The sequence below is a fragment of the Corynebacterium sp. genome, from assembly GCF_012837295.1.
In the GTDB taxonomy this organism is placed as follows: Bacteria; Actinomycetota; Actinomycetes; order Mycobacteriales; family Mycobacteriaceae; genus Corynebacterium.
The window spans coordinates 1-22,800 of sequence record NZ_DURI01000210.1 but is presented as its reverse complement, the minus strand read 5'-3'; the positions used below and the strand labels follow the sequence as shown (position 1 = coordinate 22,800).

Below are 22,800 nucleotides of genomic sequence, written 5' to 3'. Positions count from 1 at the left end.
GTGTCGCGGACGCGGTCGGCGACGTGGTTGGCGCGGGCGCCGGCGGGGCCGGTGACGCGGCGCAGGCCGTCGGCCAGCGCCTCGCCGAGGACGGGGCCCCACGGGTTCCAGCCGCGGACCATGCCGCCGATCTTGTCCTTCAGGGAAGGCATGTCGGCGTCGGCGGCGCCGTCGATGGCACCCAGGCCGAACTCCGCGCCGAGGTCCAGCAGCAGCTGGTTGCGGCGGGAGCTCACGCCGTCGACGAGGGTCTCGATCGAATCGGCGGCGCCGATCTGGTCGGGGCGGACCTTGGTCCACAGGGCGATGAGCAGCTCGACCGCGTCGGCCGGGGTGACCGTGAGGTCGGCCGGGCGCTCGGAGGAAGTCGCCACCGGCGCGGGCGCCGCGGCGGCCTCGGCCGGCTTCTGCAGCGGCTCGGCGGGCGCGGAGGTCTCCTCCACGGCCTCGTCGGCGCCGGCGTCGGCCTCGTCGGCCTCCGGGCGGACCTCGTCGCGGGCGAAGACCAGGTCGCGGTCGCGCTCGACGTTCCACACGGTGACGTCGCGGTCCGCGTGGCGCGGCAGCGCGGCGGTGCGGGCGGCGAGGTTGGCGATCGTCGGGGCGGTGCCCACGCCGACCTCGATGACGCGGGTGACGCCGAGGTCGTCGAGGACCAGATCCTGCGTCTCGATCCAGCGCACCGGCGAGCAGAACTGCCAGGCCAGGAGCTCGACGAGCAGGGTGCGGGCCAGGCGGCCCGGGTTCGCGGCGGCGGCGCCGAAGTCGGCGAGGATCTCGTCGAGGACCTTCGACTCCGCGACCTCCGCCATCTCGCGGACGAACTGCTCGGTCAGCGCGAACTGGGTGGCGGTCAGGTTCGGGATGTAGCGGCCGACGAGGGCCTCCGGGTCGACCTCGTCCGGCAGAAGGCGGTCGAGGTGGCCGCGGAACTCGTCGACGCCGTCGCGCAGGACGGCCGAGTGGAACGGCACGTCGATGCCCGGGATGCGCACGTAGGCCTTGCCGTCCGGCGCGGCCTCGTTGGCGGCGGCCTGCAGGGCCTTCAGGCCCGCGACGGTGCCGGCCACGGCGTACTGCTTGCCGGCCAGGTTGTGGTTGACGACCTCGAGGAACTCGCCGGACTGCTTGGCGACGCCCGCCACGAACTCCTCGACCTCGGACTCCTTCACGCCGCACTTGTCGGGGCGCAGGGCGGCCAGGCCGTAGTTGGAACGGCCGTTGGCGTCGCGCGGGACCAGCGAGTGCATGGTCAGGCCGCGGTGGTAGACGACCTCGAGCACGGCGGCGGCGTCGAGCACGCCGGCGAAGGCGGCCAGCGCGTTGTACTCGCCGACGGAGTGGCCGGCGAAGTAGGCGTCCTCGTCGAGGACCTCGGCCTCGCGCAGCTCGGCGGCCTGGGCCAGGCCCAGCGTCGCCATGGACACCTGGGTGAACTGGGTCAGGTTGAGCACGCCCTCCGGGTGGTGGAAGCGGCGGCCGTTGACGGTGACCTCGGTCGGGTTGTCGCGGACGATCGCCAGCACGGAGAAGCCGAGCTTCTCGCGGGTGACGGCGTCGGCCTCGTCCCACACGGCGCGGGCGGCGGCGGAGTTGGAGCGCGCCGCCAGGCCCATGCCCTTGGACTGGATACCCTGGCCCGGGAAGGCGTAGAACGTGGTCGGCGCGGCGATCACGGCGGTGGCGGAGAGCACGGGCTCGCCGTCGACGGTGGCCATGATCTCGCGGACCTCGCCGTTGCCCGGTCGGGAGTCGACGCCGCGGCGCTCGACGGTGAAGGTGACCTCCTGGCCCGGCAGGACCGGGGACAGCATGGTGGAGGTGAACTCGGTGATGCGGTTGCCCAGGCCGGCCGAGGAGCCCGCGATGGCGGCGTGCTCGGCGGCGGCGGACAGCCACATGCCGTGGACGATGACGCCCGGCAGGCCCGCGAGCATCGCGGCGCGGTCGTCGACGTGGATCGGGTTGCGGTCGCCGGAGACGGTGGCGAACGGCAGCAGGGTGCGCGGCGCGGTCACCGTGACGGTGGCGCGGTGGCTGCGCGGAGTGTCGGTGACGGTCGGCAGCGGCACGGTGTTGACCTGCGCCGGGGTGTCGCCGTTGCGGCCGCGGATGGCGAAGCGCTCGGACAGCGTGGCGACGAGGTTGCCCTCGCCGTCCTCGCCCGCCTCGGCGGAGGCGTCGCGGATCTCGGCGCGGACCACGACGACGCGGCCCATCTCGGTGTCGGCGATGTCGTCGGCGTGGGCGGTGATGGCCAGGCGGGTGCCGTCGGCGAGCAGCGACGGGCCGGCGGCCTCGGCGTTGGCGGCGTCGGCGGCGGTGACCAGGCGGACGTGGTGCTCCAGGTGGACCAGGGCGAGCATGCCCTCGACCACCGGGACGCCGGACTCGGTGGTGGCGTCGGCGACGGCGGCGAAGATCGCCGGCCACGCGTGGCCCACCAGGGCGTCCGGGGCGGTGCGGGAGTTGGAGCCGGTGACGGCGCCGTGGTCGGCGGCCGCGGCGGTGGTCCAGACGGACTCCCACTCGGCGACGCCGTCGACGACCTCCGGCAGCGTGCCGCCGGCCGCGATGGCGGTCAGGGCGCGCATGGACGCGGCCGCGTCCTCGACGGAGATGACCGGCACGGTGCCGGCCGGGCCCGACGCGTCGAAGCGCAGGGTCAGCTCGTGGTCGCCGCCGGAGCCCTCCAGCGGGACGGTGAGCACGGCGACGCCGTCGCCCTCGGCGGACAGGGTCGCACCGGTGTCGGGCTGCGAGGCCGAGGAGGAGTCGTCGGCAAGCACCCAAGAAGCGCGCGAGCCGAGCTGCAGGGCCGGGTTCGCCTGCTGGCGGCCCGCCCAACGGATGATCGGGTTAGCCAGGACGCGCGCGACCGGGGCGGTCGGCTCGTCGGCGGCCGGGGCGGAGGCGGCCAGCTCGTCGGCGGCGGCCTCTTCGAAGGAACCGAGGATCTCGGCGACCGGCACGTCGGCGGCGGTGATGCCCGCGACGGCGGCGGTGCCCGGGATGATGCAGACGCCGTCGGCGTCGTAACGCTCGTCGTGGGCCTGCCACAGCGAGTCCGAGCGCCACCAGCGGCGGACCTCGGCGTCGATGACCGGCACGAAGTTGACCGGCTTGCCCGGCGTGCGGCACGCCTCGGAGAGGAAGTGCTCGGCGTCGGCCGGGTGCAGGCGCGAATCGAGGTCATAGGCCTCGGCCAGCAGCGCGACGGTGGCGGTGCCGGACGCGGCGCCCTCGGCGTTGGAGGCGTCGGTGCGGATGGAATCGAACTCGCCGGAATCGGCGTCGGACAGGCGGGCCTCGAAACGGTCGACGATGACGTCGAAGCGGGCGGCCCACGACGGGTCGAGGAACTCGCCCTCCGGGGCGGCCAGCTCGAGGTAGCGGTCCAGCACCTCGCGGTAGGTCATGTCGGCGACGTCGCCGAAGTACGGCTTGGCCGTGCCGTTGATCGCGGCGATGATCTCGTCGCGGCGGGCGGCGACGGCGTCGGCGTCGTTGGCGACCTCGTCGAGCAGTCGGCCCGCGCGGGCGGCGGCGTTGTCGATCTCGTGGATGTCGGCGCCCAGCTGCGAGCGGCCGGAGGCCATGCCCTCCTCGGCGCCGCCGGCGCGCACCCAGGCGTCGGTGCCCTTGGTGTCGACCAGCATCTTCTTCACGCCGGAGGAGGCGGTGGACTCCTTGGCGGCCATCGCGGCGGTGCCGATGATGATCGCGTCGACCGGCATGGCCGGGTAGCCGTGCTTCTCGGACCAGCGGCCCAGCAGGTACTCGGCGGCCTGCTCCGGGCGGCCGATGCCGCCGCCGACGGCCAGCACGGCGTTGTCGCGCGCGCGGATGTCGGCGTAGGTGGCGGTCAGGAGGTCGTCGAGCTCCTCCCACGAGTGGTGGCCGCCGGCGCGGCCGCCCTCGACCTGGATGATGACCGGGACATCGGAAAGCTCGTCGTCGGCCGCCAGCGCGTCGGCGATGGCCAGGACGGACTTGATCTGCTTGACGGTGCCCGGCTTGAAGGACACGTGCGGGATGCCGCCGGCGCGCAGCTCGCGGACCAGCGACACGGCCTCGTCGACCTCGGGGATGCCCGCGGAGACGGTGACGCCGTCGATCGGGCGGCCCGCGGCCACGGCGCGCTGCACCAGGCGGCGGGAACCGATGTGCATGCCCCACAGGTACGGGTCCAGGAACATGGTGTTGAACTGCGCCGACGCGCCCTCGTCGAGGAGGTCGTGCAGGCGGGAGACGTTGTCGTTGAAGATCTCCGGGGTGACCTGGCCGCCGCCGGCCAGCTCGGCCCAGAAGCCGGCGTTGGCCGCCGCGGCGACGATCGCCGGGTCGACGGTGGTCGGGGTCATGCCGCCGAGGAGGATCGGCGAGCGGCCGGTGGCCTCGGTGAACTTCGTCTCGACGCGGGCGCGGCCGTCGCGGGTGACCAGGCGCGGGGCGTGGGCCTCCCACGACTGCGGGGTGGCGGGGGCGGTGCCCGGCTCGAACAGCTCGGCCTGGCCCTGGTCGACGGCGACGGTGACGACGCCGACGCCGGTGCCGGCGACGAGCGCGCGGGTCAGCGGGGCGACGCCGGTGCCCGGGCCGACCTCGAGGATCCAGTCGGCGCCGGCCTCGATGGCGGAGGCGACGTCGGCGGGCCAGTCGATGGCGCCGGTGAGCACGTGCTCGGCGATCGGGCGGGCGAAGGCCTCGTCGATGCCGATGGCGGCGGCGAGCTCGAGGGTCTCCTCGACGCCGGCGGCCATGTCCGGGTGGTGGAAGCCGGCGCCGACCTGCAGCGGGGAGCAGGTCGGGGCGAACGGGGCGCCGCCGCGGAGCTTCGCGGTCAGCTCGGCGGCGTCCTTCTTGGCGGCGCGCTCGAGGTTGACCTCGGTGGCGCGCAGGTCGGCGGGGGTGCCGACGACGATGCACATGGTGCGGCCGTTGCGCAGGCCGACGACGGCGTCGCCGGCGAGGTGCGGGGCGACCAGGTCGGGGCGGACGCCGGAGACGACCATCATCGGGTACGAGGTGCCGGCGACGGACGAGCCGGAGCCGGAGCCCGCGTCGGCGCGCGAGGTCATGCCGGTGACGCGGCCCTGGCGGGCGACGGCGACGCCGATGATCTCGGCGAGCGCGACGACGTCGGCGGCCCGCTCGGGGTTCTGCACGGCGGCGACGCCGAGAACGCCCTGGGAGTGGCCGATGGCCGCGACGTTGGCGGACACGTCGACGCCCTGGGCGGACAGGAGGTCCAGCACGGCGATCTGCGCGATGAGGATGCCCGGCACGGAGATGGCCGGGGCGTTGAGGTCGGGCAGGCCGGTGACGGTGACCGGGGCCTTCGCCTTCTTGGCGTCGGCGTCGAGCGCGTCGGCGTCGGCGACGGGGCTGGACTCGGCGGCCTGGGCGGCGCCGGTCTTCTCGGCCCATTCGAAGGGGGTGAAGCCGTCGGGGCGCTGGCCGGCCAGCCGGTCGGCGATGGGCGCCAGGCGCTGCTCGGCGGCGGCGACGAGCTCGCGGACGCGGCCGTCGACGCCGGCGGCGACGCAGGTGGTCAGGGTCTCGAGCCAGGGGTAGCCCTGCCCGGAGAAGCTGAGGGCGAACTTCTCGCCCTCGGTGAGCCGCTGGGACAGCGTGGGCTCGACGCGGCGCGACGTGTCGTCGGCGGTGGGGCGCGAGCGGAAGATGGACAACGCGTCCGCGGCGGTGCGGTGCTCCGGCTTCTGGTTGGGGGTCACGCGGTGGGCTCCTTGTTCAGACTTGGGATCCGCGGGCATGGACATACGGATGCCCGCGAAGTTGGTTCGCCCGACAAATATGCCACAAGATTCGTGAAGGTTCCCTCATGTTTATGGCTTTACGACGATGCCGCACAGCTTTACGGCCCATCACATAACAGTGGCGAACCCGTGCAAAGTTGCGGCACAACGGCGTAAACCATGCCAAGTTACGCGTTACGACGTGCATGTTTGACACGTGAAGAATCTTCCCCTCGCCCCTTGCCGCACCCCGGCCACTTCCCCGCCGGAGCCGTGGGCCGGTTGCGAAACCAGTGAAAGACGTGACGAAGGTCACGCCGATTCCACGCCGAAAACCACTCCGAACCGACCCCGACCCCGGCCCGGACCCCTGAAACGGCGGCTAATTCTTCGCAACATCACGGCCCCATCGCGCCCTCATAACGGGTCAGCGTCGCCCCGATCACGACCCGATAACGCCCGCACTCCTCCCTCACATCCTCCCCCTTTGCCGGCCGGATTCCTCGCCCGCCCCCATCCCCGCCAACCTTTTCTGCCCGCCACTCCCCGCTCCCTCTCCCTCGCCGACCCCTCACGCCCGCCCCTGCGCGCCCACATCAGCCCGTCGTCAAGCGCCCGCGAAGCGTTTCGTGCCAAGGAGATGCCAACGTGCCGTCGACAACCACAAACGCCCAGGTGGCCAAAATCGGTGGCATTTCCTTGGCACGAGCCCCGCTCTCGTTCCGCACTCCACCGTCACCAATGCGGCCACGGAGCCTGATTGCGCTCCTCCCAGTGGATCTGGCGGTCGACGTACAGGTCCTCGCAATGACGCTCATCCCAGTCGCTCGTCCGCAGCGGCTGCCCCAGCAACCAGTCGATGGTCGAGCAGATCTCGTCGATGAACCGGTCGAAGTCCAGCTCGACGTCGTCGTCGATGTAGCGGAGAATCCGATACCCGCGGCGGATGACGTTGTTCTGCCGGGCGCGATCGGTGCGAAACGCCCGCGAATTGTCGTGGTGCAGGCGCGAGTCGTACTCGATGATCAACCGCGCCTCGACGTGCACGATGTCCCATGTATAAGGACCGATCTTCGCGTTGAGCGTGACGGCATACCCGCGCAGCTGCAGCGCCCGGGCGATCCTCCCCTCGGTCTTCGACCTGCGATTCGCCGGCGCCCACCGCAGAATCGGCCCGAGCTTCGTCCGCTTCGCCGCGGGCAGCGCCTCGACGTCGCGGAGAATGCCCGCCCGCGCCTCCATCGTCGGGAACCGGTCGTCGAGGATGCGCGCCGTCACCTCGATCCCCCATTCGTCGACCATGTCGACGAGCGTCTGGGCGATGGACGTCACCCGCATCCCGCGGACGCAGATGGATTGCACCCCGTCGCGCCTCCACACGTGCGCGCCGGCGACCGTCCCGCGGGCACGGGGCACGATCACGTCGAGCCGGGCCGGCGGATTCCGCAGCAGCCCATGCTCGAAGGCGGCGATGCGGTGCGAGAAGACGACGTCCAGGGCCCTGGCGATGATCAATTCCATCCGCAGTCGCAGCCCCGTGACGGCGAACCTGTACACCGAACGCCCCTCACGCAGCAGCCACCCCTCGGATTCGGCGCGCGTGATCTCGTGGCGGGTTAGGCCGTCGGCGATCAGGTCGCTCCGCCGTCTCGTCTCCCCGATGTCGGCCATCGACGTCCCGTCACGCAGGCCGCCTTGCCTCATCGGCAGATGTCGCCGGCCGCCGCCGACCATTCCATTGCGCCGATGCCCGCTTACCTGCACGCCCGCACGGCGCGAACCCCCCGATTCGTTCCCCACGCCGACACTGTCGCACACGCGGTCCGGCCCCGCAGGCCATCGAGGTTCGGTACGGACTTGCTCGGGCCCCGCGACCGTTCCGTTCGCGTCCCCACGCCCCACGGCTCGTGCCGAGGAGATGCCAACGCCACGTCGCCAACCGCATCCGCCCAGGTCGCCGAAATCGATGGCATCCCCTTGGCACGAACGATTGCTTGACGACGCCCACGCCCCCGCATCCGCCGCGCAGAAGACTCAGCCGAGCAGATCCCGGACGGTCTCGGCGGCGCGCGCCAGCTTTTCCTCGGCGTCGCCCCGGCGATCGCGGTCTGCTTCTTCGGCGGTCACGGCCAACCCGGCATCCCCCGCGCCGGACTCCCCGGCCGCTCCGGACAACCCGGCGACGCGGGAGATCTCGCCCTCGAGCCCCTCGGCCTTCTCCACCGCGCCATCGAACACGGCGCACGGGTCATCGACCACGACGGTGTCGTCGGGCGTGATCCCGCGGCGGGCCATGTATTCGTCGATGTGCATGGAGATGCTCATGTCACGGCACGATAGCCGTCGCAAAGCGAAAAGGCCCGGGCCGCACCCGCGACCCGGACCCTTCCCCCGACAATCGTGCGCCCGGGGGGACTTGAACCCCCACGCCCTCGGGCACAGGAACCTAAATCCTGCGCGTCTGCCAATTCCGCCACGGGCGCCCGCCCGCGCATCCCCGATCCCCCGAGGGGGATTCCGCGGGGTGCCGCGGGCTTCGACAATGGTAACCGGTTAGGCTGGTGGGCGTGTCATCCACCAGGCAGAAGTCCCAGCCGCACCCCGACGGCGTCCCTTCGGGCACCGCGCATGGCCCGTTCAAGCGGCGCACGCGCATCATCCAGGTCGTGTTCCTGGCCGTCGCGGTGATCGCGACGCTGGCGCTGGCGTATTGGCAGCTCAGCCGCTGGAGCACGACCAGTTCGTTCCAGAACCTGGGGTATGCGCTGCAGTGGCCGGCGTTCGGCATCTTCTTCATTTGGGCGTACCGCAAGTACATGCAGTACGAGCGCGAGAAGTTCGAGGGCAACGAGGAAGCCGGCGTCACCGTCCGCGAGGGCGACATGACCGAGATCCCGGATGATTTCCTGCCCACGCGCCCCGGCACCACCGTCGACGAGGAGAACAAGTGACCAACCCGAACCAGGTCCAGCCGGACACGGCCCCGGCCACCGATGGCCGCGCGATCCACCCGAACCGGCAGAAGCGCGTCAAGACCGCCCTGACCGCCTTTTCCATCACCGCGTACATCACCGGCGTGATGCTGCTGGTGCTGGTGGCGGAGATGGTCTACAAGTACCTGATCATGCCTGAGGGCCAGGAGGCCCCGGGCTGGTTCTTCTTCGTGGCGCAGGTGCACGGTTTCGCGTACATGGCGTTCCTCATCGCGATCGTGAATCTGGGCACGAAGGCGCGCTGGTCGCCGGGCAAGTGGATCATCACGGCCCTGGGCGGCGTGGTGCCGCTGCTGTCCTTCTTCGTGGAGCGCAAGCGCCGCGAGGAGGTCAAGGCGAAGTTCAACTTGGACTAGTTTTCGCTTGACGACGCCCCGCGCCCCGCATTCCTTTTCCGGAACGCGGGGCGCGGGGCTTTTTCGGTTTCGGCGGCGGCGCCGGCGGTCAGCCCCGGGTCTTCGCGAGGCGGGCGAGCTCGGGGACGAGCTGGCGCAGCGCACGGCCGCGGTGGCTGATGGCGTCCTTTTCCTCCGGCGGCAGCTGGGCGGCGGTGCGCGCCTCCTCGCCGGCGACGTCCAGGTCGCGGCCGGCCTTGACGCGGGAGTCCTCCTCGCGGGGGACGAACAGCGGGTCGTAGCCGAAGCCGCCGTCGCCGCGCAGCTCGGTGAGCACGCGGCCGCGCCATTCGCCGTGGAAGGACAGGACCAGGTCGCCGTCGCCGGAATCGGGTGCCACGCCGTCGCCGATTTCGCCGGCGCCGGGCACGACGAGCACGACCGAGGACACGAAGGACGCGCCACGGCGCTTGGCCGGAATGTCGCGCAGCTGGCCGAGCAACAGCTCGTTGTTGGCGGCATCGTCGCCGTGGCCGCCGGACCAGCGGGCGGAGAGCACGCCGGGCATGCCATTGAGCTCGTCGACGGACAGGCCGGAGTCGTCGGCGAGGCAGGGAAGGCCGGTGGCGTCGGCGCCGTCGTTGGCCTTGATCAGGGCGTTGGCCTCGAAGGTGCGGCCGTCCTCCGGCCGCTCGGGGTACTCGTCGACGTCGTCGATGGACAGCAGCTCGACGCCCTCGACGCCGGCTCCCTCGAGCAGCCGGGCGAGCTCGCCCAGCTTCTTCTTGTTTCGGGTGGCGACCAGCAGTTTCATCGCCCTTCCCCTTCCCGTGGTCGGATTCCCGGCGGCGGGTGACGCCGCCGACGCGACGGTAGGTGCGTCGTCCGCCCTCCAGTTTTCCACCATGTGGGCTTCACGTCACGTACGTTGCGCCGTGCGGCGCACATCGCCGTCAAAACGTGAGGCCCGTGAAACATGCCGGAAACATGGCGGGCCGGGAGGGTGACGGAACGTCGGCAAGCGAAAAACCGCCGCTCGCCCAGGTGCGGCGGATCAGACGCGCACGCGGCCGTCGGGAAGCTCGCCCGGGTACGGCGCGCGCAGGACCTCCTGCTGCAGGGCGATGAGCTCGCGCAGGCCCTTGTCCGCGACGTCGAGCATGGCGTCGAGCTCGTCGCGGCCGAAGGTGGCGGCCTCGCCCGTGCCCTGGATCTCCACGTACTCGCCCTCGGCGGTCATGACCACGTTGAGGTCGACGTCGGCTCGGGAATCCTCCTCGTACGGCAGGTCCAGGCAGACCTTGCCGTCGATGACGCCCACGGACACGGCGGCGACCGGCGCCTTCAGCGGCGCGCCCGGCACGGCGCCGGCGGCGTGGAGGTACGTCAGGGCGTCGGCCAGCGCGACGTAGGCGCCGGTGATCGCGGCGGTGCGGGTGCCGCCGTCGGCCTGCAGGACGTCGCAGTCGATGTTGATGGTGTTCTCGCCGAGCTGCCCCAGGTCCACGGCGGCGCGCAGGGCGCGGCCGACCAGGCGGGAAATCTCGTGGGTGCGGCCCTTGACCTTGCCGCGCATCGACTCGCGCGGCATGCGGTCGTGGGTGGCGGCGGGGAGCATGGAGTACTCGGCGGTCAGCCAGCCCTCGCCGGAATCGCGCTTGAAGCGGGGCACGGACTGCTCGACGGAAGCGGTGCACATCACGCGGGTGTTGCCGAAGCACACCAGCACCGAGCCCGCGGGGTTGTCGGTGAAGCCTCGGGTGATGGAAACCTTGCGCATCTCGTCGCCGGCGCGGCCGTCGGCGCGGGTGAAATCAGAAGTCATGGCCCCAACGGTACCGGCCTACGGTTCGATGACCATCCCGGGGCGGGCCAGTTCCACGGGCCCGTCGTATTCCGCGCGGGCGGCGGCCACGGCCGCCTCCGGGTCCCCGTAGGGCGGGATGTGCGTGAGCACGAGCTTCTTCGTCCCCGCCAGCGTCGCGGCGCGTCCGGCTTCGGCGCCCGACAGGTGCATGTCCGGGGGCCGGTTCTCGCCGTCTCCGCACCACGTGGCCTCGCAGATGAGCACGTCGGCGCCGCGGGCCAGTTCCACGACCTCGTCGGTCCAGCCGGTGTCGCCGGTGTAGGCGACCGTGCCGTTCGGGCCGGTGATGCGGAAACCCCACGCCTCGATGGGGTGGACCATGGGGAACGCCTCGATGGTCAAACCGGCGACGTCGAAGGGGACGCGCTCTTCGATCGACCGGATGTCGAAGGTGTCGGAGAGATCCTCGAACCCGTCGCCCGTGTCGGCGGAGGCGTGACCGAGGCGGCCGGCGGTGTCTGCCGGGCCCCACAGCAGGTTGCGCCGGGCAGACGGCGCGGTCGGGTGGAACCTGCGCCACACCAGCAGCCCGGGGATGTCCAGGCAGTGGTCGGCGTGGAGGTGCGACAGCACGATGTCCAGGCTGGCCGGGTCGCGGTACTTCTGCAGCTCCCCCAGCACCCCGGGGCCGAAGTCCATGACGAACGCCGCATCGTCGGGCCCGTCACCGGACTCGACGAGGAACCCGGAGGCGGCCGCGTCGGGGCCGCACATGCTCCCCGTGCATCCCAGAACCGTCACTTTCATAACCCCACAATGCCACGCTCCGGGCCGATCGGGCATGTCGACCCTCCGATTCGGGCCGCGATCGGGACCCGCTCAGTGGGCGGCGTGCGGGCTGACGTTCGTGATGGCGGGGCCGAGGAACCGTGCCGCGAGCTTCTGGAACATCTCCGGATCGCCCGTCGACTCGAACACCCGCGTCGGCGGCGGATCAGTCTCCGGGTCGGCGAGCAAGTCGAGGTCGGTGAGGGTCCGCAGCACGTCCTTGGCCGTCTCTTCCGCGGAGGACACCAGCGTGACATCGTCGCCCATCGCCAACTGCACGACTCCGGACAGCAGCGGGTAGTGGGTGCAGCCGAGCACCAGGGTGTCCACGCCGTCGGCCTGCAGCGGCGCGAGGTAACCCTCGGCCAAGCCCAGGATCTGCCGGCCGGAGGTGATGCCGCGCTCGACGAAGTCGACGAACCGCGGGCAGTCGGTGGCGGAGACGTCCACGCCGGGCACGGCGTCGAAGAGGTCTTGGTAGGCCCGCGAGCGGATCGTCGCGGCGGTGCCGATGACCCCGACCTTGCCGTTGCGCGTGGCCGACACCGCGCGCCGCACGGCGGGCAGGATCACCTCGACGACGGGGATCGGGTACCGCTCGCGGGCGTCGCGCAGGAAGGCGGCCGACGCGGTGTTGCAGGCGATGACGATCATCTTGCAGCCGCGCTCGACGAGGTCGTCGGCGATGGCCTCGGCGTGCCGGCGCACGTCGGCGATGCGCAGCGGACCGTAGGGCCCGTTGGCGGTGTCGCCGACGTAGATCATCGATTCGTGCGGCAGCTGGTCGACGATCGCTCGCGCCACCGTCAGCCCGCCGACGCCGGAGTCGAACACCCCGATCGGTGCGGTGCGGTCGATTTCCAGTTGGCCGTCGTCATGCTCGTCGACGCTCATCGCCCCGCCCTTCCGCGCTTGAGCATGGACGCGGCGATGATCCCGCCGATGGCCCCGAACAGGTGCATCTGCCAGCTCACGCCGATCTCCGTGGGGAACACTCCCCAGATCAGGCCGGAGTAGCCGAAGCCGAGGATCATGCCCAGCAGGATCTGGCCCGGCGCGCGGTTGTAGAACCCGCGGACGATGAGGAACGCCAACCAGCCGTAGACCAGGCCCGACGCGCCGACGTGGGCGGTGCCCACGCCGCCGATGAACCACGTGGCCACGCCGGACACCAGCATGACCAGCGCCGTGACCTGCAGCCACAGCTTCTTCGATGTGAAGGCGATCAGCGCCGCGAACAGTGCGGCGGGCACGGTGTTGGCCATGAGGTGCTGCATGTCCGCGTGGAGGACGGGGGCGAAGAGGATGCCCCACAACCCGTGCGTGTCCAAGGGGCGAAGCCCGAGCAGATGGTTGAGGCCGCCCAGGAAGAAGATCTGGTTGACGAAGAACACGACCCACGTCAGCACCGTGAAGCCGATGCCGGCGCCGAGCGCGGATCCGAGGCCGCCGTCGGACGTCTTCGGCGCAACGGCGGTCGTGCGGCGCCGCGCGGGCACGGGGGCGCCCGCGTGGGGCGAGCCGCCGTATCCCGCGCCCCACGCATTGGGGTCGGGCCGCCGTCCCCGGGAACCGGGCTGCATCGTCACTGTCGTCGGGTCCTCACTGTGTCTGTTCGTGCACTGCGTCTGGTCTTGTTCCGGGCCGGTTCCAGTCCGTCTTCGCGAGATCGGAGAACGCCGGCACCCCGGCCCGCGCCTGTGCCGACGTGACGGCGTCGACGATGGCGTGTTCCACCGCGTCGGCCGCGGCGGCCGCCAGCAGGGCCAGCGTCGCCGGGTCCGTCACCGGGTCCTTCTCCCCCTCCAACGCCTCGGCACCCCGGAACGTTCCCGTGGCGAGGCAGAACAGGGTGTCTCCGTCCATCGGCAGGTGCGACGGGCGGATGGCGCGGGCCATGCCGTCGTGTCCCGCCATGGCCAGCCGCTGCGCCTGGTCCTGGCTCAGCGGCGCGTCGGTGACGATGCAACCGATGGTCGTGTTGAGGGAGCTGCCGGCCCCGCCGGACTTCGTCGCCGGCATCTTGGTCAGGCCGACGAAGTTCTCGTCGAGCGCGGTCAGCGCCTCTTCCGGAATCGCACCACGGCCGGGATCGGCCCACAGTCGCCCGTCGGGCCCGGCGACCGCGCCCATCGGATTCGCGACGACGATCGCCGCGACCGTCGAGCCATCCGCGAGCGTCACGGCCGCCTGGCCGACGCCGCCCTTGAGCGCCCCGGCCATCGCCCCGGTGCCCGCGCCGACGCAACCGGAAGCTGCTCCTTCAGATTGTTCGCCACCATCACGCGCCGGGTCCAGCGCCGCCTCCAGCGCCTTCCGTCCCAACTCCGCGTCGGGGACCTCACGCTCCCCGAGCAGCAGATCGAAGATGACGGCCGCCGGCACGATGGGCACGCGGACATCGGGGAACTCCTCCGTCACGCCGAACCCGTGGCCCCGCTCGGCCAGACCTCGCATGACGCCGTCGGCGGCGGCCAGCCCGAAGGCCGAACCGCCGCTCAACACGATGGCGTGGGCCTCCCGCACTGTGTTGCGGGGCTCCAGCAGATCCGTCTCCCGGGTGCCCGGCCCGCCGCCGCGCACGTCCACCGCCGCGACCGCACCCTCCGGGCAGGCCACCACGGTCACGCCCGTGTCCGCCACCGACGCGTGCCCGACGGAAATGCCGGGCAGGCGGGACGGCGATGCGGCCGGCCCCGTCGTCAAGCGTCCCCCGAACGACGCCGACGCGACGTGGACACCGCCGCCGGTCATTCGCGCATCAGCTCCTGGACCAGCGACTCCTGGTTGTAGCTGAGCCACTGGTACATCGCGTCGGTCTCCTCCGCCTTCGCGATCGGCCCGTCATGGCCCTCCAGCGCCGCGTGCAGATACAGGCGCAGGCTGTTGATCGCGGCGATCCACTGGTTCGCCTGCTCCTCCGTCAACGACACCTGGCCGTTGTCCGCGGGCTCCAGCGCCTCGATGATGGCGCGCAAATCGATCAACTTGCCCTTGACGATGTCCGACTCGTGCAACTGGCGCATCAGCCGGTTCTCGCCCTCCACGGACTCCTCGCCCTCGGCGGCGAAATCCGGCAGCAGGCGCGCCAGGCGCGGATCGTCCGGCGCCTCCGCATGACCCGACGGCATTCCCGTCAACTCCGACAGCTCGTCCTTCGGCGCCGACTGCGCCCGGCCGATCAGGGCGTCGGCGACGGTGGCCGACAGCTCGCCCAGCAGCGCACGCTCCGCGGGCTCCAGGACCGTGACGTACCGGGCTCCGCCTCGCAGCATCCCCCGCTTCCTTTTCCAGGGGCGCATGGGCACTCTCCTCTTGTTCAGCCTGTCTCAATCAGCCTGCTGCATGGTCGCCCACAGGCCCGCCTTGTGCAGCTTCTTCACGTCCGACTCCACCTTGTCGCGCTCCCCCGACGACACGACGGCCTTGCCCTCGTTGTGCACCTTGAGCATCAGCTCGTGCGCCTTCTTGCGGTCCATGCCGAACAGCATCTGGAACACGTAGGTCACGTAGCTCATGGAGTTGACCGGGTCATCCCACACGACGCACTGCCATGGCCGATTCGACTCGGTCACGGTCTCGGCGTCGATGACGCCCATCGGGGTGGCGGCTGGCATGGTCATGCGCCCAAGGATAACGACGTGCGCGATCCCGTGCACCGGGCCACCCCGGGGGCCGTCCCGACTAGACTCGTCGGCGTGACGAATCCGATGGCCCCCACACCCGAGTCGACGGCGCTGCTGACCGACAAGTACGAGCTGACCATGCTCCAGGCTTCGCTTCGCGACGGCACCGCCGACAGGAAGTGCGCGTTCGAGGTCTTCGGGCGCCGGCTCCCCAACGAGCGGCGCTACGGCGTGGTCGCCGGCACCGCCCGCGTCCTCGACGCCATCTCCCGGTTCCGGTTCACCGAGGACCAGCTGGCGACGCTCGACTTCCTCGACGCCGAGACGCTGGATTACCTGCGCAACTACCGCTTCACCGGCGACATCGACGGTTACCGCGAAGGCGAGCTGTACTTCCCGGCGTCGCCGATCCTCACCGTGCGCGGCACCTTCGCCGAGTGCGTGATCCTGGAGACGGTGATCCTGTCGATCCTCAACGCCGACTCCGCCATCGCCTCGGCCGCGGCCCGCATGGTCACCGCCGCGGGCGGCCGCCCGATCATCGAAATGGGGTCGCGCCGCACCCACGAGGACGCCGCGGTCACCGCCGCCCGCGCCTCCTACCTGGCCGGATTCACCGCCACCTCCAACCTGGAGGCCTCCGCCCGCTACGGCATCCCGGCGTCGGGCACCGCCGCCCACTCGTGGACGCTGCTGCACACCAACGCCGACGGCACGCCGGACGAGGCCGGCGCCTTCCGCGCCCAGGTGGAGACCCTCGGCCTGGACACCACCCTGCTCGTGGACACCTACGACATCACCGCCGGCGTGGCCACCGCCATCGAGGTCGCCGGCCCCGAGCTGGGCGCGGTGCGCATCGACTCCGGCGATCTCGGCGTGCTGGCCCGGCAGGTCCGCCAGCAGCTCGACGGCCTGGGCGCCCACAACACCCGCATCGTCGTGTCCTCCGACCTCGACGAATTCGCCATCGCCGCGCTGCGCGCCGAGCCCGTCGACGTCTATGGCGTGGGCACGTCGGTCGTCACCGGCTCCGGGGCCCCCACGGCGGGACTCGTGTACAAGCTCGTCGAGGTCGACGGCGTGCCCGTCGCCAAGCGTTCGCGGGACAAGAAGAGCCATGGCGGCGCGAAGGCCGCCGTGCGCGCGTGCCGGCGCTCCGGCACCGCCGTCGAGGAAATCGCGTTCCCGCTGGGCACCGACGCCCCGGACACCGGCACCCTCGACGCGGTCGAACTGACCATCCCCATGGTCCGCGGCGGCGAGCTCGCCGACGGCCTGCCCACCCTCGAGGACAGCCGCGACCACCTGGCCCGCGCACTGATCTCCCTGCCGTGGGAGGGCCTGGCGCTGTCGCGCGACGAGCCCGTCATCCACGTGCGCTTCGCCGGTGTCTGACGCCGCGCCGGAGCCGGGCGGGGCGACCGGCGCCGACCGCGTCGAGGAACTGCTCGCCCATGCGGTCGCGGCGCTGGGCGGCACGGAGCGCGCCGGGCAGGTGACCATGGCCCGCGCGGCGCATGAGGCGATGGAATCCGGCCGCCACCTGGCTGTCCAGGCGGGCACCGGCACCGGCAAGTCGTTGGCGTACCTGGTCCCCGCGATCGTGCGGGCGATGGAGGACGGCCGGGCGGTGATCGTGTCCACGGCGACGATCGCGCTGCAGCGCCAGCTCGTCGAGCGCGACCTGCCGCGCCTGGCCGACGCACTGGAGCCGCACCTGTCGCGTCGGCCGACGTTCGCCATTCTCAAGGGCCGCAACAACTACCTGTGCCAGAACAAGGTCGCCGAGGTGCCGTTGGACGAAGACGGCGGCGACGGCATCGGCGACACCGGCGCGCTCATCGACCCATCCGCCCTGTCGCGGACGGCGGCGCAGGTGCTCAAACTGCGCGAATGGGCGAACGAGACCGAGGACGGCGACCGCGACAGCCTCGACCGCGGCGTGTCCGACATGGCGTGGCGCCAGGTGTCGGTGACCTCCCGCGAGTGCGTCGGCGCGATGAAGTGCCCGATGGGCGAGTCCTGTTTCGCCGAGGCCGCGAAGTCCCGCGCCGCCGACGTCGACGTGGTGGTGACCAACCACGCGCTGCTGGCCATCGACGCGATGTCGGACGGGTTGATCCTGCCGGAGCACGAGTACGTCATCGTCGACGAGGCCCACGAGCTCGACGGCCGCATCACCTCGGTGGCCACCGAGGAGCTCACCGCCACCGGCATCACGCTGACGGCCAAGCGCGCGAAGAAGGTCGGCGCCGCCGAGGAGGCGGGGGATCTCGAGGATGCGGCGGGGATGCTGCAGGAGGCTTTGGTTTCGCTTGGCGACGACGGCGTCGGACGCTGGGACGACATCCCCCCGGAAGCCGGCGTGCCGTTGACCGCCCTGCGCGACGCACTGTGGAAGACGCAGACGGCGCTGGCCACGGGCCAGGAGGGCGACGCCACCGAGCGCCAGACCGTCCGTGCCGCGCTGGAGAACATGCACGACGCGGCGGTGCGCATGCTCGCGATGGACGACGGCGACGTGGTGTGGATGACCGACCGGCGCGCCCTGTGCGTGGCGCCGCTGACGGTGTCGGATCTGCTGCGCGACCGCCTGTTCAGCGAGAACATCGTGGTCCTGACGTCGGCGACGCTGGCGTTGGGCGGGCGCTTCGATGCTATGGCCGCCACGTGGGGGCTGCCGAAGGGCGAGTGGGACGGCATGGACGTGGGCACGCCCTTCGACCCCGCGAAGTCGGGGATCCTCTACGTCGCCCGGCACCTGCCCAAGCCGGGCCGCGATGGCACGGACCCGAAGGTCATGGACGAGATGGCCGAGCTGATCAAGGCCGCGGGCGGGCGCACGTTGGGCCTGTTCTCCTCTCGCCGCGGCGCGGAGGCGGCGGCCGAGGAAATGCGCACGCGCCTCCCCTTTGACGTGATGTGCCAGGGCGACGACGCCATCGGCAATCTGGTGGAGAAGTTTGCGGCCTCGGAAAATTCGTGCCTGTTCGGCACCTTGACCCTGTGGCAAGGCGTCGACGTCCCCGGCCCCGCGTTGTCGCTGGTGGTCATCGACCGGATCCCGTTCCCGCGCCCCGACGACCCGCTGTTGTCGGCGCGTTCCGACGCCGCCAACGAGGCGGGCCGCAGCGGTTTCATGGAGGTCTCCGCCACCCACGCCGCGCTGCTCATGGCGCAGGGCGCGGGCCGGCTGCTGCGGTCGGTCGACGACCGCGGAGTCGTCGCCGTGCTGGACCCCCGCCTGGCCACGCAGCGCTACGGCTCCTGGATAGCCGCGTCGATGCCGCCGTTCTGGCGGACCACCGACGGCGCCACGGCCCGCAAGGCCCTGGAACGCCTGGTGGCGCAGCGGTTCGGGGGCTAAATCCGGCGCCACCCGCTATTGGCAGCGCCCCCTACAACCCCGCGCGGTCCGCGGCGCCGGTGGCGTAGGCGATGAGGCCGTCGACCATCTCCGCGGTCGGGGCACCGACGGGCGCTTCGTTGGCGGGCATGTCGCGGACGCGGCGGACCACGCCCTCGGCGATGATGGCCACCTTCCACAGCCCCAGGACGCGCCAGTACTCCAGCGCCGCCCGGTCGCGGCCGGTGGCGGCCAGGTAACGGTCCGCGAGCTCCGGCCCCGTCGGAAAGCCCTCGGCCAGCGCCGCCCCGAAGCCGGGCAGCACCAGGCCATCCCGCTCAGGCCAATAGGCCAGCAGGGTGCCGACGTCGGCGAGCGGATCGCCCAGCGTGGCCAGTTCCCAGTCGACGACGGCCTTGATCTCGCCGGTGCCGGTGTCGCACATGACGTTGCCCAGATGCAGGTCGCCGTGGACGAGCACGGTCGCGTCCTGCTCGGGGACGCCGTCCCACAGGCGGCGGGTCAGATCGTCGAGCGCGGCGGAGTCGCGGGTGCGGGTCTTCTCCCACTGCCCGGACCAGCGGCGCAACTGCCGCGGCGCATACGGCTCGTGGGAGGCCAGGCCGTCGAGCCCGACCTCGGCCAGATCGACGGCGTGGATGGCGGCCATCGCGTCGATGAGCCCCTCCCCGACCGCCCGGCGCGCGGTCACCGGCATCTCGTCGGCGATGGCCGACGAGGTCACGGCGGTGCCGTCGATCAGCTCCATGGCCACCACGGGCACCTCGGCGACGTCGGGCTCCGAGCGCACGCCGAGGATCTCGGGCACGGGCACCCCGGTGCCGGCCAGCGCCGCCATGATCCTGCCCTCCCGGGCGACGTCATGGGCCGACGACGCCAGCGAACCCATCGGGGGCCGCCTGACGACGACCACGTGCCCCTCCGCATCGCGCGCCAGGTAGGTCAAGTTCGACTGCCCCGCGCCCAGCCGCTCCAGGCGCACGGGACCGCGGGTGGCGCCGGGCAGCGTTTCCAGCCACTCGGCCAGCCGGGCCTCGTCGAAGGGGGTGATGGCGCCGTCGCCGGTTCCGGTTCGCTCGTTCATCGTTCTCCGCCTTTCGGTGTCCTGTCTCCACGGTATCGGCGGAGTTCGCCGCGCGCGATGGTCATCAGGTGCACCTCGTCGGGACCGTCGGCCAGGCGCAGGGCGCGCAGGCCCGCCCAGAACTGGGCCAACGGCACGTCATCGGTGACGCCTTCGCCGCCGAAGAGCTGGATCGCCTGGTCGACCACCCGCAACGCCGTCGCCGGGGCCGCGACCTTGATCGCCGCGATCTCCTGGCGGGCGGCCTTGTTGCCGGCCTCGTCCATCAGCCACGCGGCCTTGAGCGTCAGCAGCCGGGCCATCTCGATGTCGATGCGCGCCTGGGCGATGCGGTCGCGGACGTTGTCGCGGTCGGCCAGGAGCGTGCCGAACGTCGACCTCTCCATCGCACGACGGCACATCATCTCCAGCGCGCGCTCGGCCATGCCGATGGCCCGCATGCAGTGGTGGATGCGCCCTGGGCCGAGCCTGTCCTGCGCGATGCGGAATCCCTCTCCTTCTCCCTTCAGCACGTCGAAATCGGGCACCACGACGTCGTCGAAGAGCACTTCCGCGTGCCCCTCGCGATCGTGGAAGCCGAACACCGGCAGGTCCCGCAGCACGGTCACGCCCGGCGCATCCGCCGGAACCACGAGCATCGACTGCTGGCGGTGGGTCTCGGCGTCCGGCGAGGTCTTGCCCATGACTATGAGCACCCGCAGGTTCGGGTGCATCCCGTTGGAGGTGAACCACTTGCGGCCGTTGAGCTTCCAGCCGCCGTCGACGCGCTCCATGCGCATGGCCACGTTGGTGGCGTCGGAGGAGGCCACGCCCGGCTCGGTCATGCAGAACGCCGAGCGGATCTCGCCGGCCAACAGCGGTTCGAGCCACCGCCGCCGGTGTTCCTCGGTGCCGTAGAGCTCGAGGACCTCCATGTTGCCGGTGTCCGGGGCATTGCAATTGCAGGCCTCCGGGGCGATGTGCGGGCTGCGGCCCATGATCTCCGCAAGCGGCGCGTACTCGACGTTGCTCAACCCCGGCCCACGCCCCGGGTGCGGGTGGAAGAGGTTCCACAGGCCACGGGACTTCGCCTCGCCCTTGAGCTCCTCCATCGCCGCCGGGTGGTGGTGCGGGTCGCCGGAGGCGCGGACCTGCTCGCCGATGGTCGCCTCGGCCGGGTACACGCACTCGTCCATGAATGCCTCGAGGCGTTCGCGGTACTCCCGGGCGCGGTCCGATTCGCGGAAATCCATGGCCGCCCTACATCCCCGCCGTGCCGATGAGCTGGCCGCCGTCGACGACCAGGTCCGCGCCGGTGATCCAGCGCGCGCCGGCGCCGGCGAGGAAGCAGATCACGTCGGCGACGTCCTCCGGCTCGCCGATGCGGCCCAGCGGCGTCGCGGCGGCCACCATCGGTTCGTGCTCGCGCCACAGGGCCTCGGCGAGCTTGGTGCGCACCACACCCGGTGACACGGAATTGACGCGGATCTGCGGCGCCAGCTCGCGGGAGAGCTGCTTGGTCACGTGCAGCAGCGCCGCCTTCGACGCGTTGTAGGCGCCCAGGCCGTCCTCGACGGTCCACGCGCCGATCGACGCGACGTTGACCACCGCCGCGCCGGGCCGCTCCCCCAGGCCGTGGCCGACGGCGGCGCGCACCCAATTCATCGGGGCCAGCGCGTTGATGGCGAAGGTCTTTTCCAGCGCCGAGCGCTCCTGCTTCAGCACAGGCCCGTAGGCCGGGTTGGTGCCGGCGTTGTTGACCAGGATGTCCAGGCCGCCGAATTCGCCGCGCACCCGGGCGCAGGCTTCGTCCGCGGCGTCCGGCTCTCCTGCATGCGCGGCGAGCCCGATGACCGTGCCGCCGGTGATCCCCGACAACTCCGCCGCCGCGGCTTCCGCGGCCTCCGCCTTGCGCGAGGTGATGGCCACCTTCGCCCCGCCCTCGGCGAGGATCCGGGCGGTGGCGTTGCCGATCCCCCTCGTTCCGCCCGTGACCAGGGCGACCTTCCCGGTGAATTCATGAGCGATCATGGCCGGTCCTTTCCTCCGCGCGCCCCATCCGGGCGCTGTCGGGGCCCAGCCTAGATTGAATCGTGATTCAAGTCACTGGTTTTCCGCTTTACGACGCCCACCGCCACCTCAATCGGCGCCACCCCGGTCCACCGCGCGCATGCCCAGCGAGGCCCACCAGATGCGGTTGACCGTCGCCAGCACACGCTCGAGAGTGGCGTCATCGTCCGGGTACTCGCCGTCCACCCACGCCCCGTAGGCCATGCGCGAGACCATCGCGGACAGCGAGGCGGCCATCATCTCCACGTCGACGGCCGGGTCCACGACGCCGGCGTCGCGGAGGCGGCGCAGGGCCGCGGCGTTGCGGCCCACGAAGTCCCGGGCGCGCCGCAACCGCAGCTCGCGAAAGCCCGGATGCATCTGGGACACCTGCTCCAGCAACGCCATCAGCCTGGCGTTTTTCCGGTACGACTCCAGGTAGGACCGGTTCGCCGCGGCGATCTCCGCAGCCGGCGCAAGGCCTTCCGGGCGGGGACCCCGCGAACGCCGCATCTCTTCCTCCACCCCGCGCAGCACTTCGGCGAGCAGATCGTCGCGGTCCTCGAAGTGCGTGTACAGCGTGCCGACGGAACAGCCCGCCTCCGCGGCGACGTCGGCGAGCTTCGCCGCCGCGTATCCGTCGCGGACGAAGACCGTCCGGGCCGCCGCGAGGATCGCTTCCCGCCTGCCCTCTCCACGTGCCATGGCCCGCCACCTTTCCGTTCCGGCCCGTTCCGAAAATCGCTCTGGTGCCTGAATCCTGATTCAGTTACGATCTCACGTCAAGACCATATGTGATCCAGCACACGACCCGCACCGCGCGGATGATAGCGGGATCGCTCACGAACACGTGGAGGAAAACATGCCGCAGACCAGCCCGAGGCCCGACGCCATCATCCCGGACGAGTCGATCTTCGACTACGTATTCGGCGACATCGCCCCGGAGTTCGCCGACAAGGTCGCCTTCGTCGAC

19 protein-coding genes and 1 tRNA gene are annotated in these 22,800 nt (G+C 71.5%); 4 read left to right on the top strand and 16 right to left on the bottom strand.

What is annotated here, in order from left to right; genetic code table 11:
• From GX015_RS07025 to GX015_RS07010, 4 genes are all read right to left on the bottom strand, one after another.
• Positions 1-5,738, bottom strand: a 5,738-nt coding sequence (locus GX015_RS07025) for a fatty acid synthase subunit beta domain-containing protein (RefSeq protein ID WP_291343884.1), incomplete at its 3' end; no start/stop codon positions are given.
• 756 nt (positions 5,739-6,494) lie between these two features.
• Positions 6,495-7,463, bottom strand: a complete 969-nt coding sequence (locus GX015_RS07020) for a DUF559 domain-containing protein (RefSeq protein ID WP_291343882.1) — start codon at positions 7,461-7,463, stop codon at positions 6,495-6,497.
• A 330-nt stretch (positions 7,464-7,793) separates the two neighbouring features.
• Positions 7,794-8,084: a hypothetical protein gene (locus GX015_RS07015; protein ID WP_291343880.1), complete on the bottom strand. Its 291-nt coding sequence runs from the start codon at positions 8,082-8,084 to the stop codon at positions 7,794-7,796.
• Positions 8,085-8,160: 76 nt separating this feature from the next.
• Positions 8,161-8,242, bottom strand: a tRNA-Leu gene (locus GX015_RS07010).
• An 84-nt stretch (positions 8,243-8,326) separates the two neighbouring features.
• Between GX015_RS07010 and GX015_RS07005 the strand changes: the two genes are divergently transcribed.
• Both GX015_RS07005 and GX015_RS07000 read left to right on the top strand, forming a co-directional pair.
• Positions 8,327-8,710 carry a hypothetical protein gene (locus tag GX015_RS07005; RefSeq protein ID WP_291343878.1) on the top strand — a complete coding sequence of 128 codons (384 nt, stop codon included), beginning with the start codon at positions 8,327-8,329 and terminating at the stop codon, positions 8,708-8,710.
• Positions 8,707-9,108, top strand: coding sequence for a DUF3817 domain-containing protein (locus GX015_RS07000; protein WP_291343877.1), 402 nt, complete (start codon positions 8,707-8,709; stop codon positions 9,106-9,108). Before GX015_RS07005 ends, GX015_RS07000 begins: the two co-directional genes overlap by 4 nt.
• Before the next feature lie 88 nt (positions 9,109-9,196).
• Here GX015_RS07000 and GX015_RS06995 read toward each other — a convergent pair whose 3' ends face one another.
• The 8 genes from GX015_RS06995 to clpS all read right to left on the bottom strand — a co-directional run bounded on the left by GX015_RS06995 (position 9,197) and on the right by clpS (position 15,345).
• Positions 9,197-9,901, bottom strand: a complete 705-nt coding sequence (locus GX015_RS06995) for a non-canonical purine NTP pyrophosphatase (protein WP_291343875.1) — start codon at positions 9,899-9,901, stop codon at positions 9,197-9,199.
• Between the two features lie 240 nt (positions 9,902-10,141).
• On the bottom strand, positions 10,142-10,912 hold the full coding sequence (gene rph / locus GX015_RS06990) for a ribonuclease PH (RefSeq protein ID WP_291343874.1): 771 nt from the start codon (positions 10,910-10,912) through the stop codon (positions 10,142-10,144).
• An 18-nt stretch (positions 10,913-10,930) separates the two neighbouring features.
• Positions 10,931-11,668, bottom strand: coding sequence for an MBL fold metallo-hydrolase (locus GX015_RS06985; protein ID WP_366926251.1), 738 nt, complete (start codon positions 11,666-11,668; stop codon positions 10,931-10,933).
• Between the two features lie 105 nt (positions 11,669-11,773).
• A complete protein-coding gene (gene murI / locus GX015_RS06980) occupies positions 11,774-12,616 on the bottom strand; it encodes a glutamate racemase (protein WP_291343870.1) in 843 nt (280 codons plus the stop codon).
• Positions 12,613-13,305: a rhomboid family intramembrane serine protease gene (locus GX015_RS06975; RefSeq protein ID WP_291343887.1), complete on the bottom strand. Its 693-nt coding sequence runs from the start codon at positions 13,303-13,305 to the stop codon at positions 12,613-12,615. Before GX015_RS06975 ends, murI begins: the two co-directional genes overlap by 4 nt.
• Positions 13,306-13,324: 19 nt before the next feature.
• Positions 13,325-14,476, bottom strand: a complete 1,152-nt coding sequence (locus tag GX015_RS06970) for a P1 family peptidase (RefSeq protein WP_291343868.1) — start codon at positions 14,474-14,476, stop codon at positions 13,325-13,327.
• Positions 14,473-15,024: a DUF2017 domain-containing protein gene (locus GX015_RS06965; protein ID WP_291343866.1), complete on the bottom strand. Its 552-nt coding sequence runs from the start codon at positions 15,022-15,024 to the stop codon at positions 14,473-14,475. The genes GX015_RS06970 and GX015_RS06965 overlap by 4 nt, the downstream gene beginning before the upstream one ends.
• Before the next feature lie 27 nt (positions 15,025-15,051).
• Complete coding sequence (gene clpS / locus GX015_RS06960) at positions 15,052-15,345, bottom strand: ATP-dependent Clp protease adapter ClpS (protein WP_052753175.1); 294 nt, start codon at positions 15,343-15,345, stop codon at positions 15,052-15,054.
• Positions 15,346-15,432: 87 nt separating this feature from the next.
• Between clpS and GX015_RS06955 the strand changes: the two genes are divergently transcribed.
• Both GX015_RS06955 and GX015_RS06950 read left to right on the top strand, forming a co-directional pair.
• The gene (locus GX015_RS06955) at positions 15,433-16,743 is read left to right on the top strand and encodes a nicotinate phosphoribosyltransferase (protein WP_291343886.1); all 1,311 of its coding nucleotides are present in this window, start codon (positions 15,433-15,435) and stop codon (positions 16,741-16,743) included.
• Positions 16,736-18,715, top strand: coding sequence for an ATP-dependent DNA helicase (locus GX015_RS06950; RefSeq protein ID WP_291343862.1), 1,980 nt, complete (start codon positions 16,736-16,738; stop codon positions 18,713-18,715). Before GX015_RS06955 ends, GX015_RS06950 begins: the two co-directional genes overlap by 8 nt.
• Before the next feature lie 31 nt (positions 18,716-18,746).
• Here GX015_RS06950 and GX015_RS06945 read toward each other — a convergent pair whose 3' ends face one another.
• From GX015_RS06945 to GX015_RS06930, 4 genes are all read right to left on the bottom strand, one after another.
• On the bottom strand, positions 18,747-19,799 hold the full coding sequence (locus GX015_RS06945; RefSeq protein ID WP_291343861.1) for a phosphotransferase family protein: 1,053 nt from the start codon (positions 19,797-19,799) through the stop codon (positions 18,747-18,749).
• Positions 19,796-21,031 carry an acyl-CoA dehydrogenase family protein gene (locus GX015_RS06940; protein WP_291343859.1) on the bottom strand — a complete coding sequence of 412 codons (1,236 nt, stop codon included), beginning with the start codon at positions 21,029-21,031 and terminating at the stop codon, positions 19,796-19,798. Before GX015_RS06940 ends, GX015_RS06945 begins: the two co-directional genes overlap by 4 nt.
• A 7-nt stretch (positions 21,032-21,038) precedes the next feature.
• Positions 21,039-21,809, bottom strand: a complete 771-nt coding sequence (locus GX015_RS06935; protein WP_291343858.1) for an SDR family oxidoreductase — start codon at positions 21,807-21,809, stop codon at positions 21,039-21,041.
• 108 nt (positions 21,810-21,917) lie between these two features.
• Positions 21,918-22,532 carry a TetR/AcrR family transcriptional regulator gene (locus tag GX015_RS06930; protein WP_120983192.1) on the bottom strand — a complete coding sequence of 205 codons (615 nt, stop codon included), beginning with the start codon at positions 22,530-22,532 and terminating at the stop codon, positions 21,918-21,920.
• Positions 22,533-22,800 lie beyond the last annotated feature (268 nt).